Here is a 13365-nt window from a genome sequence, read left to right on the forward strand (position 1 = left end):
CGATATCACCGGACGCCGTACAGGCCGAGTTTAGTAGTTCGGCTGCGCAATTCTTGCTTTCGGCTCGTCAATGCCGACCGATTATCCGTTCGGCCGCCAGTTTTCCCGAGATCAGAGCGGTGGGAACGCCCACGCCCGGCGTGGTGCCGCAGCCCGCGAGCACCACGTTGTCGGTGGCGCGAGGGAAATTTCGCGGCCGGAACGGGCCGGTCTGCCGGAACACGTGAGCGGCGGAAAACGGGCTACCGGCCAGCATCCCCTGATCGGACCAGGTCTGCGGGGTGTCGACGGAGTCGACGGTGTACGCGGCGGCGATGCCCGTGTAGCCACGCTTCTCGAGCTCGGCGAGCAGCTCGCGGACGTAGCTCTGCGTCAGCGAAGGCCATTGCAGCGGTGCGCTGTCCAGGTTGGGACACGGTGCAAGGACAGAGAGCGGTTCGTAGCGCTCGCCATCGCGGTCGATGTAGAGGCCCGCGTCCGTCAGCGCGGGGCGGGTGATCAGCAGCGACGGATCCGACATCAGCGAACCGCGCCCGCGTCGAGCGGTGATCTCCGCGAACGTTCGGTCCCACGCCTCGCCGAAGTCGATGGTGTGGTGTTCCTGCGCTGCCCACTCGTCGGTGACCGCGACCGGGATCGTTCCATGGACGACGACAGCGGACGGCGAGGCGCGCAACCTGCGACGTCGGCTCGTCGTCGTTCCGAACAGCTTCGGGACCGAATCGATGTCGACGGTGACAACCACGGTGTCGCAGTCGAATCCGCGCCCGTCTGCCGTGTTCACCCTGCGAGCGCGACGCCCGTCGACATCGATGCCGGTCACGTTCGCGCCGAACTCGATGCGCCCGCCGGCAGTGGTCACCGCATCGGCGAGTGCCTGCGCGATCGCGCGCATCCCACCCTCCGGGAAGTACACGCCCATCGACGTGTCCATGTGCGGGATGGCGCCGTAGACGCCGAGGGCCTCTGCGGGCGACACCCCGGCGTAGAGAGCTTGGAACGTGAAGAGGCGCGCGAGGCGGGAATCGTGCAGAAACTTACCGATCCGCGGCCCCAGCCGGCCGAACGCGCCGAGCCGTACCAACCGAACCAGGTTGCCGGACAACAGATCCAGCGGCGAATCGAAGTTGGCGTCCATGAACGAGTCGTACTCGGCGTCGAAAACATCGGCGAGCCAACGTCGCATCCGCAGGTACCGCTGTGCCTCGTCGGCGCCACATGCGCGCGTCACCTCGGCCGCCATGGCGTCGGGGTCGGCGTGCAGGTCGATCACCGAGCCGTCGGCGAATCGGGCGTGATAGCTCGGCCCCAACTGCTTGATGCGCAGCGGCGGGTTCACGCTGCCTGCATCGGATCCGACGGCGGCCAGGGCCTGGTCGATGAGCTCGGGCATGGTGAGAACCGTTGCGCCGTTGTCGATGTCGTAGTCGGATCCGTGGAAGACACCGACTCGTCCACCGGGGTGATCGGCTCGTTCCAGCACGGTCACGCTGCGGCCGGATCCCAGCAGGTAGAGCGCCGCGGCAAGCCCGGAGAGCCCGGCGCCGACGACCACCACGTGATCGGTCGGCCCGGTAACCGTGCGCAACGGACGCCCGATCACGAGGTCCTCCGTGTTGCGGCATCGGCCATCTGGCGCAGCGTCGCCTTGGCGGCCGGCGTCGCGGAACTGGTGTCCAGCGCGTCCAGTCCGTCGGCGGTGAGCGCATCGATGCGCCGCTCCACGTCGGCGACGGCGCCGAGGTCGGTGATGACTGTGCGTAGCGTGACGACATCGGTTTCGGTCAGCCGGGTTCCGATGCTGCGCCGCAACAGTGCTGCGGCATCGGGTGATTCGGCGTCCGCTCGTTCCAAAGCAACGGCGAGTAGCACTGTGCGTTTCCCTTCACGAAGGTCGTCGCCGGAGGGTTTCCCCGTGACATCGGGATCGCCGAAGACTCCCAATAGGTCGTCACGGAGCTGGAATGCGATACCGACATCGGCTCCGAAACGCCGATAGGCGTCGATCAGCTCGGAGTCGGCGCCGGCAAGGGCCGCACCGATGTGCAGCGGCCGTTCGATGGTGTACGCCGCTGTTTTGTATCGATTGATGCGCATCGCCGATTCGACGGTCTCCGCGCCACGTGCTTCGTCACCGATGTCGAGTAGTTGCCCGCCGAGCACTTCGGTGCGCATCGCCGACCACACGGGTGCCAGCCGCGTTGCGGCGGCGTGGGGGAGACCGGACTCGCGAACCATGTCGTCGGCCCAGGCCAGGGCGAGGTCACCGAGCAGAATCGCGACGTTGGTGCCGTACTGGCCGGCGTCGCCCGTCCATCCGTTTCGTCCATGCCGGTCGGCGAACTCGACGTGGACGGTCGGATAGCCGCGACGTGTTCTGGACGAATCGATGATGTCGTCGTGGATCAACGCGCAGGCCTGCACCAATTCCAGGGCCGCGCACGCTCGCAGTACCGCGTGGGCTTCGGTAGCCGCCGGATCGCCGCCCGCACCGAGCCATCCGGTCCAGGCGAATGCAGGTCGAACGCGTTTGCCGCCTCGTAATACGAACTGCTCGAGGGTGGTCACCGTCTCCGGGTACCCACCGCCGACGCTTGCCACCATGTCCCGGCGAGATTCGAAGAATTCCCGCAACGCCGCCTCGACTGCACCGACCACTGATGGGTCGCCCACGAGTGGGCCGGTTCCGGCTGACAGTTCTGCCTCCAGGATCGAATTTCGGTATTCGCGCATGGTCGAGATCAACAATAGGGCGTGTCGTGGCCCGACTGCGGATACTGTGCGACGCAGCGGGTGAGAGGTGGATTACATGTCAGCACGAACAACGATCACATTCTTGATGGCGACTGCGGCGGTGGTTCTGGTGCTGGGTGCGCCCGCGGCGCAAGCCGACCAGCCACCCGCGTTCGACATCCCTGTCGAAGTGATTCCGAACATCGTGGTTCCGCCCGCGGTCAACGGCGCCGCGACGGACCTGTCGACGGCCGTCCTGAACTTCATCCTCGGAATCAACGCCGGGAATCCGGGCGCGGTCAACGGTTTGTTCGGGGTGGTGGGCGACGGATTCTGCGCTCTAGCAGCGGGTTCGTCGAATCCCTGCACTACCGGCCGGTAGCGGAAAACCGGAGGTCACCGCCCGCAGATTATGATGCGTGGGTGACACTCGAATCCGTTTCCGGCGCGCGCGCCTCCGCCACGCCGTCGATCGTCGACCGTTTGCGGTGCGACGACACCGGTCGAGTGCCGTTCTCCGTCGAATTCACCCCGCCTCGCGATGCCGACGGTGAGGCCAGGCTGTGGCGCACCGTCCGCGAATTCGAGCGCCTGCGGCCCGCCTTCGTTTCGATGACGTACGGCGCAGGCGGATCGACCAGCGATCGCACCGTGCGGATCACCGGCGATCTTGCCGAAGCGACGACGTTGCTCCCGGTCGCGCACCTGACAGCAGTCGGGCACAGCATCGCCGAACTGCGTTCGATGGTGGGTTCCTATGCCGACCGCGGAATCTCGAACATCCTGGTACTTCGCGGCGATCCGCCTGGCGCCCCCCTCGGCGAATGGACCATGCATCCGGAGGGTGTGCGATACGCCGACGAGTTGGTGCGGTTGGTGCGCGACCTGGGTGACTTCCACGTTGGCGTCGCGTCGTTCCCGGAGGGTCACTACCGTTCACCCGACTTGCAACACGACACCAAGTATCTGGTGGCGAAACTTCGCGCAGGTGCCGAATATTCGATCACCCAGATGTTCTTCGACGTCGAGCACTACCTGCGACTGCGAGACCGGGTTGCGGCCTTCGATCCCGAGCAGGGCGCGAAGCCCATCATTCCCGAGCTGATGCCGATCACCTCGCTGGGCTCGGTGCGACGCATGGTCGAGTTGTCGGGATCGGCATTGCCTGCCGAGCTCGAAACTGCCCTTGCCCTGGCAGCGGGCGACGGCCCGGTCGAGGACCGGGCCGCCGTACGCGAGATCGGCATCGAGCGCGCCACGCTGATGGGCGAGCGATTGATCGCCGAGGGTGTGCCGGCCCTGCACTTCATCACCCTCAACTTCGCGCGTGCCACCAGCGAGGTTCTTGCCAACCTGGGGTTGGGCGCTACTCAGCCCGTTCGCAACTGATCCTTCGGGCCCCGCCGGGCATTGGGCTTCCGCTGAGTGATCGCCAACAACACCATGGCCGCCAGTAGGAATGCCGCCGCGAACTGGAAGGTCCGCTCGGCACCGGCAACGAACGCGAACCGCGCCGCTTCCTGTGCCGACGCTCCCAGCGGTGGGGTAGCGCCGCGGCTCGCCGAGCCGAACACCGTCACCAAGACCGCTAGACCCAAAGCGCCACCGGCCTGTTGCATCACGTTGAGCAACCCCGATGCCGCACCGGAGTCTTCCGGTGCCACGCCGGCGAGCGACGCGGTGGTGAGCGGCAGAAACGCTGTGCCGTTACCGATTCCGAACATCACGACCGGTCCGAGCAACTGCCAATATGCACTCTGTTCGGACAGGAACGTCAGCCAGAACAACCCTGCGGTGGACAGCGCGAGTCCGCTCAACATCAGCGTCCGGGCCGCAAATCGCTCCATCAGCACGCGCGAGGTGAACTGCGAGCTGGTGAACAGTGCCACCGTCAACGGTAGAAATGCGAAGCCGGTCTGCAGCGCCGAATAGCCCAGGACGTCCTGCAAGAACTGTGTGAGGAAGAAGAACATCCCCATCACGCCCGCCACCATGAGTAGCCGTCCCAGATACGTTGCGTTGCGCCTGCCGTCCGCGAACAACGCCAGCGGCGTGATCGGAGCGACCGCCCGACGTTCCACCACGACGAACGTCCCCAGCATTGCGACACCGATCAGGAACGATGCGACGGTCTGCGGATCCGACCAGCCTGCGGAGGCCGCGTGCACGAAACGGTAGACCAAGGCGGTCATGCCGACAGTCGAGGTGACAGCGCCTGCGATATCGAATTTCCCTGTGTGCCTTTGTGTTTCCGGCAGCACAGCCGCCGCGCCGACGACCAGGAACACGCCGATCGGAATGTTGACGAACAACACCCAGCGCCAAGAGGTCCACTCGGTGAGCATGCCGCCTGCGATCAAGCCTATGGCTGCACCGCCGATCGAGACCGCCGTGTAGAGGGCGAGAGCCCGGGTGCGTTCGCGACCTTCGCTGAACATCGTCGTGAGCAACGCAAGCCCTGCCGGGGCGGCAACGGCTGCGCCGACACCTTGAACGGCCCTGGCGGCCAACAGCATTCCGGCCGAGGTGGAGAAACCGCCGATCAGAGACGCGAGCGTGAACAGGGCGACGCCGAACAGAAACGTGCGACGCCGTCCGAGAATGTCGCCGGCTCGGGCGCCGAGCAACAGCAGTCCGCCGAAGGTCAACGTGTATGCGCTGACCACCCACGACAGGTCGGTCGCACTGAAATGCAACGCCGATTGGATGTGCGGCAGCGCGACATTGACGATGGTCGCGTCGAGCACCACCATCAGCTGACACGTCAGGATCAGCGTGAGGACAAGAGTGGGATGCCCGTGGAAGGTACGAAACTTCTGTGGCCTTTCGGCCAGTAATTGCGTCATGTGTAGTGCCTCTCGAGGGAGAGTAAGGTAAGCAGTAGTTAAACGGATGCATCCTCCGGTTCCTAGAACTATACGGAGGGCCCCTCCGATTGCGCAACTTATTTATCGAAAGGGATGCGGTAGGTGTCGTCGACAGATTCATCCGGCAAGCCGGAGCCTCGGCCGCTTCGCGCCGACGCTGCACGCAATCGGTTGCGGCTCATCGACATCGCCGCCGATTCCTTCTCCCGCGACGGCGTCGACACCTCGCTCGAAGAGGTGGCCAAGCGAGCCGAGGTGGGTATCGGCACCCTGTACCGGCACTTTCCTACTCGCGGCGATCTGATCGAGGCGGTCTACCGCCGCGAGATCGACGTGTTGTGCGACGGTGTCGACGAGTTGATCGATGGCAACACAGCCGACGACGCGCTTGCCATCTGGATCGATCGCTTCGTTGCACATGTTCGGCGCAAGAAGGGCATGTCCGAGGCCCTGCATGCCGCCATGCGCAACCAACCGGATCTGTTCGCCGACACCCGTCGTCGGGTGCGGGAGACGATCGGCCGGTTGCTCACCAACGCCGCCGATGCCGGCGCGGTACGCGCAGACGTAGATCCGGACGACGTGATGCGCCTGATCAGTGGGGTATGCCTCGCCACCGACACGTCGCAGTTCGCCGAGCAAGGCGAACGCATGGTCAGGTTGATCATCGACGGTCTGCGGTTCGGGGCAGTCAGACCGGCCGCCGCTTCCAGGTAGTCGTACCCCGGCGATGCGATCGGTGTGACAACGCCACCAGCCGTGCATACGCCAGCACCGAGGCCGGATGGGCGAATGCATCGATGACGTCGTCGGCAGTCGGTGTCGCGCCGCTGTCGATGGAACGTGCACTCAGGCGCGCGGCTACGGCCAGGCCGTAGCCGAGTAGACCGAGTCGGCGGACCTGACCGGTTCCGGCAATTGCTGCCGCGGGTGGAACCAGATAGGCAAGTGCCGAGGCGCCGACGACCGCCGCGCTCCCCACGGCCGACCCGTACGCCGACCACAGCCAGCGTTCGTATCCATTCTCGAGTGCTTCCCGGTCTCGGTACATTCGGCAACGTGCCAGCGGTCCGGCACCTGCAACGGACGTCTTTCGCCCTTGCCTGCGCAGCGCGCGCGATATCGAGGTCCTCGGTTCGGCTTGCCGATACCGTTGCGTGCCCGCCTGATTCGCGATAGGCCAGGGCGTCGAACACCAGAAACTGGCCGCACCCGACGGCTGTGGATGCGCGAGTGCTGTTGTTGGACAACGTCATCGGCAGCGTGCTCGCCCACGACCAGCACAGCAGCGGCTGCACCAATCGTTCCGCAGGCGTCTCCGCGATCTGTGCAGGCCACGGTGTCACCAAATCCACTCGCGCACGTCGCAGTTCGGCGACTGCCGCGGCCAACGCGGTCGGTGCCACTCGGACGTCGGCGTCGAGGAAGATCAGCACGCCGTCACGCTGATCTGCCCGTTCTGCGAGCGTGTGGCAGGCCGCCGTCTTACCGACCCAGCCGGTCGGTGGTGGCCCGTGTCGGCGCATCACTTCGAATCGTGGATCGCTGTCGATCGCAGCGTCGGCAATCGCAGCGGTTCCGTCGGCGGAATCGTCGTCGAGAATCAGCACTCGTAGCTCGGGGACGCCGCGCTGCGCGCGCAGGTCGGCGATCAGATCGGGCAGCCGGGCAGCCTCGTCCCGCGCCGGGATGGCTACGGTGACGTGCTCGGGCGTCGGCTCGCAGGCCGGATCCAGTCGGGGGAGCGTGGCACGGTTGTAGAACGTCATGGCCGCGGACACTCCGGCGAGAGCAGCTCCGACGGCTACCGGCGCCGCGCCCATCACACGTCCTCGGTCTGCTTTCGATCGTCCACCGGCGCGACCGCACGAGAAGGACGCGGGTTGCGGGTCATGTAGGCAAGCGCACCGATGATGCCCGCGATACCGAGGGTGACGCCGCCGACGATTCCGGCCCATCCTGCAAAGCTGCGCGTGTTCGGGTCCGAGTACCGCACCTCGGCGCGAATGTTGGTCACCTCACCGGCGGGCAGCTTCCAGGAGATGATCGAATCGCCCTCGCGGGTGCCGTTGGTGGTGGCGACGCGAGCGGGGAACGCGATGGTGAACTGTACGTCGGAGCCTTGCACGGGAACGGATTTCAGGTCCGCCTTGCCGTTGAGCGTGACCAGATCGCCTGCGCGTTGGAGCTGCAGCTGGAACCCCGCCGACGCCTGATCGGATAACTGACCCAGCTGCTGCACATCGCCGAAGGACAGGTCGCTGAAGAACGCCTGGCTGCCGACGTAGCCGTCCTGCTTGTATTCCTGAACGCGAACCTTGGACGACAGCGAGTCCGGCGGCTTGAGCTGAGGGCCCTTGTCGCCGTCGTTCGCCGGAATGATTGCAGCGACGATCTGCCCGGAGACGCGGTCGTTGGCCGACACGCCCATCGACACCTGCACTCTGAGGCAACCTGCGAGCAACGGAACCAGCATCAGCGCCAACGCCACAACGGACGTCACACGAAAAGTTCTGCGGCGGGTCGAGGCACCTGCGGTCTGCTGCACAGACGACATCCTGCCAGGCGGGGTGGAAACGATGCACCGCACCGTCGAACCGATCACCGGAGCTGCCCGCCGCCGGTGCGTACCAACACGCCCACGACCAGCGGAATTCCCAATATCCCCATACCGAGAAAGCCGTAGATCGCCGAGTAGTGCAGTTGCGGCGCGTCGAGGAAAACGGCGTGTGCCAGCGCCGATCCCAGCCAGGTCCACAGGAAGAGAACGATGGGTACCGTCGAAGTCGTCCGGTCGACCGCCGTGGTGCGCAGCGCTGACACCGCGACTGCCATCACCGACGCGACCACGAACCAGCCGAGATAGTTGGTGATCGGAATTTCGGGAAGTCCGGGAAGTCCGGAAAGCGATGATCGCCACGTCCACTGCCCGTCCGCGACCATCTGCGGATCGAGGTACAGATCCCACCCGACCACGCCGACGGCGGTCGCCAGCAACCGCGTCACGTACCGACCGCACAGCAGGTGCGCGACCGTCCACACCGGATAGAGCCCCGCGGTCCATGCCAGGGCGATGACCAAGGGCACCCCCGCTACCGAGGGTCCGATACGACCGTCCGCGTAGTCGTAGGACCCGAACGGGAAACCTGTTGCGATGCCGAGAATTTCGACCGCGTAGCCGAGGCCTGCCGTGATCACGAAGAAGCCTGCCGCCCAACGACCGCCGAATACGACAGCGGCATGCGTGATGCAAGCGAGTCCGAAGAGAACGACGACCGCGAGCGTCACGTGATCGCGAGCGGTTCCCGCTGTGAGTGGGTACGCGATCTGCGCAAGGATCGTCGCGGCAGCCAGCAGCGCGGGCACCCGTTTCGCCCATCCCTCGCGTTTCAGGTCGGCCACCGCCGCAGTCGATGGAGGGCTTTGCGGACAGCGGTGCTGGGCGAGTCGGCGATGACCATGCCTGCCGCCGTTCGTCCGCTCGCGCCCGAGACGCCGCCACCGGGGTGCGTCGACGCGCCGGTCAGGTACAACCCGGGAGCACCGGGGACGCGTTGGCCGGCCAATTCGGGGATCGGCCGCCACATCATCATCTGATCGAGCGACATGTCGACATGCATGACGTTTCCGCCGATCAGCCCTATTTCGCGTTCGATCTCGGCGGGCGATTGGACGTGTCGGTCGGTGATGGTCTCGGTGAAGCCGGGAGCGAGCGCCTCGACCTCGGCGACTATCCGGTCGGCTTCCTGTTCCGCGATGTCAGGCCAGCGGCGACCGTCGGCGAGGGCGTACGGGTGCCATTGCGCCCAGAGCGAGAGTTGGTGCCGACCGGTGGGCGCGATCGTCGGGTCGAGCGCGGAGAAGCTCATGGCCAGGACGGCCGGCCGCGGTGGCAGTTCGCCTGCGAGGGCAGCTCCGTGTGCGAGCCGCAGCGTGCGTCGGTCGTCGACGAGGAGTTGCAGGCCGGTGGCCGACCGGTCTGTCGAGTCGGTGCCTGCGTATCGAGGCAATGCGGTGGTTGCCAGTCGGACCACCATGCCGATTCCGGGGCCGACGCGGATGCCTCGTCGCCAGCTGTCGAGGACCGCGGCGTCGTGCCCGCCGCGTTCGAGCAGGTCCAGGGTCGTCAGCACATGACATCCCGCGATCACCGTCCGGGCGTGAACGGTGCGGCCGCCGAGTGTGCTTACCCGCCAACCGGATTCGATCCGTTCCAGCGCGCGCACTCCGTCGCCGGCGGACACCGCGCCGCCCATGCTGCGCAGCGATCCGATCAGTGCGTCGGCGAGTGCTCCGCTGCCACCGACCGCCCGACCGGGCGGCAACGTGTGCATCAGCGCCGCGAATCCGACCATCGGCGCGGTGCCCGGTTCCGACATGGGCGGCCCGGACTGGGCGCCGAACCAGGCAAGCGCGGCCTTGAGGCGCTCGTCGCGGAAATGCTCGTCGAGCAGGGCGTCGCCACTGGTCAGGAACTCGCGGGAGAGGGCGCTGCCACCCGCCCCGGTGTCGAGTCCCCAGAACGATCGGAGCAGCCGGCCACCGGTCGGCGCTGCGCCGAACGCCCGCATCACCCGTTCGCTGCGGGGACCCCAGGAGGCGACGTACCGTCGATAGGCGTCGGCATCGGCAGCTCCGCAAGCGCTGCGGACGGAATCACAGGTTCGGTCCAGATCACGGTGGAAGACGATCGGGGGCCGGTCCGGTCCGCCGGGCGCGAATCCCCATGGATCGCAGTCCAGGTAGCGAAGACCGTGGTCGGCGAGCTCGAGTTCCTCGATGATCCCGGTGTGCCGAATCATGATGTGCGCAGACGATCCGCGGTCCACCCGATGCCCGGGGAAACGTTCGACCGTGGACGTCGCACCCCCGAGCACGGTGTCGCTCTCCAGTACTTCCACCGACAGACCGGCACGTGCGCAGTAGCAGGCAGCAACCAACGCATTGTGGCCCGAGCCGACTACCGCGACGTCGATCACGCCGGGGGACCGGTGAGGGGTAGTGCGCGCCCGAGAACGGCGAAGGGCCTGCTGTCGCCGGTGAACGTGAAATTCCTGATGATGTCGCGGAACCCGAGCCTGCGGTAGAGCCGCCAGGCTCGATTGTCTTCACCGTCGATCTCGGGCGTCGAGAGCAGAGCGGTCGACTCGGGTCGATCGTCGAGAAATCGCCACAGCAGCGCTTCGCCGAGTCGGTGACCTTGCGCGCTCGGATGGACGTGCAGTTCGGTCAGCTCCACGTAGTTGTCGAGCACGCTTCTGGCGTCGTTGTCGGACCATCCGGAGCGACGCATCCCGCTGTAGACCTGCTGATGCCACCACTGGTGCGGTGCTCCGCGATAGCCGTAGGCGATCCCGACCAGCCGATCCGCTTCGCCAGTTGTGCCAGGAACCGTTGCTGCCACTCCCCGCCAGCCCGGCCGAGTCACGTGCTCGGACCACATCGGTGCACGGTGGTGCTCGGTGCCGCGCGGGTAGTCCATGGCTGCGACATAGATGCCCAGCGCTTCGTCGAGCCTGGCTCGAAATTCCGCTACCGACAGGTCGACGACAACGGGGGCAGGGGTGTTTTCGACTGCCATCACCTTTCCTGTCGAGCAAACATGTCGGAGGTCGCAGTTATATTCAATCCGTCGAATAGATGTTCGATGTCGGGGCTCCGGCGATCGTCCGAGGGAAGCGGGCGACGCCGGGCCCCGGGACTGCTTCGGTTCGCCGCGTCATCGGCGAGGAGGTCGAGAAAAATGGCAGGTCAGCAACGCCGGACCGGAACCGCGCACCGCCCGGTGTCGTCGACGCGCCCGCGTCCGCTGCTGCAGCGTGCCGACCGATTGTTGATGGAGGCGGCGGGCGAAGACGATCCGAGCGAACGTTTTCTCTCGGCGTACCTCGCCGCGTTGCGCGGTGCCGCCGCAGTGCTGGCGGCTACCGAGGCGACTCGCCCGGCGCGGGAACGTTCTCGCAACGCATGGGTGCTGATGTCCCGCGCCGCGCCCGAGTTTGTGATGTGGTCGGACTACTTTGCCGAACATTCGTCGACGCGAGCGGCTCTGGAGGCCGGAATATCTCGTGAAGTCACAGATCGGCAGGCAGATGACTTCTTTTCCCGTGTCGGCGCCTTCTTGCACGATGTCGAGGATCTGGTCGGCGATCAGGCTCGCATACCCGATTCGGGGGATTGGCACAAGAATATTTCGGCGTGATCGATACCCGCTCCCCGGCACGTCACGACGATTCGCGCAGGTCTCGAAGACAAAAGTTCGCAACTCGTGAACGACAGGAGGTGGTACGCCTTACATTCAACTCGTATCATTAGAGTTAGGTAGCCGAGCAAGTTCGGCTACTGGTCGTCTTCGCACAAAGACGGCTCCACCATCTAGTGCCGGGGGAGGTACCGTGCCACTCTCCGAGCACGAGCAGCGCATGCTCGATCAGATCGAGAGCGCTCTCTACGCTGAGGACCCCAAATTCGCCTCGACGGTGCGAGGTGGCCGCCTACGCGCAGCCACCAGTAGACGTCGACTGCAAGCTGCTGCCCTTTTCGTTCTCGGCCTGGTGTTGCTGATCGCCGGGGTCGCACTTCCCGTGAAGCCCGGCGGGTTCCCGATCATCAGCCTGGTCGGCTTCGTGGTCATGTTCGGCGCAGGCGTTCTGTTTCTCATGGGCAGTTCCGGCAAGGCGGGCGCCAAGAAGGGCAGCGCTCCCACTCCGGAAGATCGCACGGGCGGTGGCAACGATTTCGGTCGCGGCAAACCGAAGGGACCCGGATCGGGTAAGTCGCGCGGTCCGCGCAACAAGTCCGGTGGGTTCTCTTCGCGAATGGAAGATCGCTTCAGGAAGCGGTTCGAGCAGGAGTAGCAGCACCAGTCACGCACAGCACTTCGACATAGAGCGGCGCAGCACCGAGTAAGCGGTGCGGCGCCGCTTTTTCGTGCGCACCCGTCCTTTCGGTGCTGCAATCCGGTCGATTTCGCATGTCATCTCCCACTCCGCCCCACTTGGTGATCGATATCGCCGGAAATTCCCCACATCCCGCCACCGGCCGGCCTCTGCCGTTGCTTCGCGCTGCGCCGGCGACGCTCACCTGGGCTTCTTGTTTCGAAGTCGGCGCTGAACGCGTCCCCGGATTCATGCGGCGCGCCGTTGGCGTTCTACGAGCGAATCGTTCCCCACCCGCCCATCGGGCGTTGAGCTGCATGTTTGCCGAACACGCCGAGTGCACACGACCGGTGGTGATTGAAAGTGGGGGAAAGTGGGGTAATGTGGTGCTCAGCGGAGAGCCATGGTGATCCAGGGGAGGTGTCGAGTGTTCCTCGGTACCTACACGCCACGACTCGACGACAAAGGCCGGCTCACGTTGCCGGCGAAGTTCCGGGACGCACTGGCAGGAGGGTTGATGGTCACGAAAGGTCAGGACCACAGCCTCGCCGTGTATCCGCGGGACGAGTTCACCAAGCTGGCCCGGCGCGCTGCTTCTGCGTCGCGCAACAACGCGAAGGCGCGGGCGTACGTTCGTGCGCTCGCGGCGAGCACCGACGAGCAACACCCGGACTCGCAGGGTCGCATAACGCTGACCTCGGATCACCGGGTGTACGCGGGATTGTCCAAAGAGTGCGTCGTCGTCGGCTCTGTCGACTTCCTCGAAATCTGGGACAAGACCAAGTGGGAGGCCTACCAGGCCGAGCACGAAGAGGACTACTCGCAAGCGATAGACGAATCGTTGGACGGCATCTTCTAGGCCGCCCCACACGTCAGGCGAGTGCCGC

At 65.7% G+C, this 13365-nt stretch carries 14 protein-coding genes and 1 pseudogene; 6 read left to right on the top strand and 9 right to left on the bottom strand.

The features are described 5' to 3' along the window. Positions 1–67: 67 nt before the first annotated feature. Both crtI and FOY51_RS11680 read right to left on the bottom strand, forming a co-directional pair. Positions 68–1600, bottom strand: coding sequence for a phytoene desaturase family protein (gene crtI, locus FOY51_RS11675; protein ID WP_149430459.1), 1533 nt, complete (start codon positions 1598–1600; stop codon positions 68–70). Further along, positions 1600–2709, bottom strand: coding sequence for a polyprenyl synthetase family protein (locus FOY51_RS11680; protein WP_371830441.1), 1110 nt, complete (start codon positions 2707–2709; stop codon positions 1600–1602). Before FOY51_RS11680 ends, crtI begins: the two co-directional genes overlap by 1 nt. Before the next feature lie 100 nt (positions 2710–2809). On the opposite strand from FOY51_RS11680, the gene FOY51_RS11685 reads away from it, so the two are divergent. Further along, the gene (locus FOY51_RS11685) at positions 2810–3115 is read left to right on the top strand and encodes a hypothetical protein (RefSeq protein ID WP_149430383.1); all 306 of its coding nucleotides are present in this window, start codon (positions 2810–2812) and stop codon (positions 3113–3115) included. 41 nt (positions 3116–3156) lie between these two features. Next, positions 3157–4122 (top strand): methylenetetrahydrofolate reductase, encoded by a 966-nt coding sequence (locus FOY51_RS11690; RefSeq protein ID WP_149430384.1) that lies wholly within the window; start codon positions 3157–3159, stop codon positions 4120–4122. Here FOY51_RS11690 and FOY51_RS11695 read toward each other — a convergent pair. Then, positions 4104–5579 carry an MFS transporter gene (locus FOY51_RS11695; protein ID WP_149430385.1) on the bottom strand — a complete coding sequence of 492 codons (1476 nt, stop codon included), beginning with the start codon at positions 5577–5579 and terminating at the stop codon, positions 4104–4106. The two genes, FOY51_RS11690 and FOY51_RS11695, sit on opposite strands and share 19 nt — an antisense overlap. Before the next feature lie 123 nt (positions 5580–5702). Here FOY51_RS11695 and FOY51_RS11700 point away from each other — a divergent pair, with 123 nt between their 5' ends. Then, positions 5703–6317 (top strand): TetR/AcrR family transcriptional regulator, encoded by a 615-nt coding sequence (locus FOY51_RS11700; protein ID WP_149430386.1) that lies wholly within the window; start codon positions 5703–5705, stop codon positions 6315–6317. Here FOY51_RS11700 and FOY51_RS27550 read toward each other — a convergent pair. From FOY51_RS27550 to FOY51_RS11725, 6 genes and pseudogenes are all read right to left on the bottom strand, one after another. Beyond that, on the bottom strand, positions 6292–6651 hold the full coding sequence (locus FOY51_RS27550) for a hypothetical protein (RefSeq protein ID WP_235916258.1): 360 nt from the start codon (positions 6649–6651) through the stop codon (positions 6292–6294). The genes FOY51_RS11700 and FOY51_RS27550 overlap by 26 nt on opposite strands. Positions 6652–6847: 196 nt before the next feature. Continuing rightward, a pseudogene (locus FOY51_RS27555) lies at positions 6848–7423 on the bottom strand (glycosyltransferase family 2 protein); the annotation flags it as partial. Then, positions 7423–8157, bottom strand: a complete 735-nt coding sequence (locus FOY51_RS11710) for an LppM family (lipo)protein (RefSeq protein WP_149430387.1) — start codon at positions 8155–8157, stop codon at positions 7423–7425. The pseudogene FOY51_RS27555 and the gene FOY51_RS11710, both read right to left, overlap by 1 nt. A gap of 44 nt (positions 8158–8201) precedes the next feature. Then, positions 8202–8993 (bottom strand): carotenoid biosynthesis protein, encoded by a 792-nt coding sequence (locus FOY51_RS11715; protein ID WP_235916279.1) that lies wholly within the window; start codon positions 8991–8993, stop codon positions 8202–8204. Continuing rightward, positions 8990–10579, bottom strand: coding sequence for a phytoene desaturase family protein (locus FOY51_RS11720; protein ID WP_149430388.1), 1590 nt, complete (start codon positions 10577–10579; stop codon positions 8990–8992). Before FOY51_RS11720 ends, FOY51_RS11715 begins: the two co-directional genes overlap by 4 nt. Beyond that, a complete protein-coding gene (locus FOY51_RS11725; protein ID WP_149430389.1) occupies positions 10576–11181 on the bottom strand; it encodes a GNAT family N-acetyltransferase in 606 nt (201 codons plus the stop codon). The genes FOY51_RS11720 and FOY51_RS11725 overlap by 4 nt, the downstream gene beginning before the upstream one ends. Positions 11182–11343: 162 nt before the next feature. Here FOY51_RS11725 and FOY51_RS11730 point away from each other — a divergent pair, with 162 nt between their 5' ends. The 3 genes from FOY51_RS11730 (at position 11344) to mraZ (ending at position 13337) form a co-directional block, all read left to right on the top strand. Further along, positions 11344–11802: an SAV_6107 family HEPN domain-containing protein gene (locus tag FOY51_RS11730; RefSeq protein WP_235916259.1), complete on the top strand. Its 459-nt coding sequence runs from the start codon at positions 11344–11346 to the stop codon at positions 11800–11802. Positions 11803–11995: 193 nt separating this feature from the next. Further along, positions 11996–12457: an SCO2097 family morphological protein gene (locus tag FOY51_RS11735; protein ID WP_149430390.1), complete on the top strand. Its 462-nt coding sequence runs from the start codon at positions 11996–11998 to the stop codon at positions 12455–12457. A 448-nt stretch (positions 12458–12905) separates the two neighbouring features. Then, complete coding sequence (mraZ, locus tag FOY51_RS11740; RefSeq protein WP_149430391.1) at positions 12906–13337, top strand: division/cell wall cluster transcriptional repressor MraZ; 432 nt, start codon at positions 12906–12908, stop codon at positions 13335–13337. Positions 13338–13365: the final 28 nt, after the last annotated feature.

It is taken from the genome of Antrihabitans cavernicola (assembly GCF_008297975.1).
Taxonomy (GTDB): domain Bacteria; phylum Actinomycetota; class Actinomycetes; order Mycobacteriales; family Mycobacteriaceae; genus Antrihabitans; species Antrihabitans cavernicola.

Coding starts and splice junctions, on each gene's coding strand:
- FOY51_RS11685 (WP_149430383.1), top strand. CDS start 2,810: ATGTCAGCACGAACAACGATCACATTCTTGATGGCGACTGCGGCGGTG.
- FOY51_RS11695 (WP_149430385.1), bottom strand. CDS start 5,579: ATGACGCAATTACTGGCCGAAAGGCCACAGAAGTTTCGTACCTTCCAC.
- FOY51_RS27550 (WP_235916258.1), bottom strand. CDS start 6,651: ATGTACCGAGACCGGGAAGCACTCGAGAATGGATACGAACGCTGGCTG.
- FOY51_RS11710 (WP_149430387.1), bottom strand. CDS start 8,157: ATGTCGTCTGTGCAGCAGACCGCAGGTGCCTCGACCCGCCGCAGAACT.
- FOY51_RS11725 (WP_149430389.1), bottom strand. CDS start 11,181: ATGGCAGTCGAAAACACCCCTGCCCCCGTTGTCGTCGACCTGTCGGTA.
- FOY51_RS11730 (WP_235916259.1), top strand. CDS start 11,344: ATGGCAGGTCAGCAACGCCGGACCGGAACCGCGCACCGCCCGGTGTCG.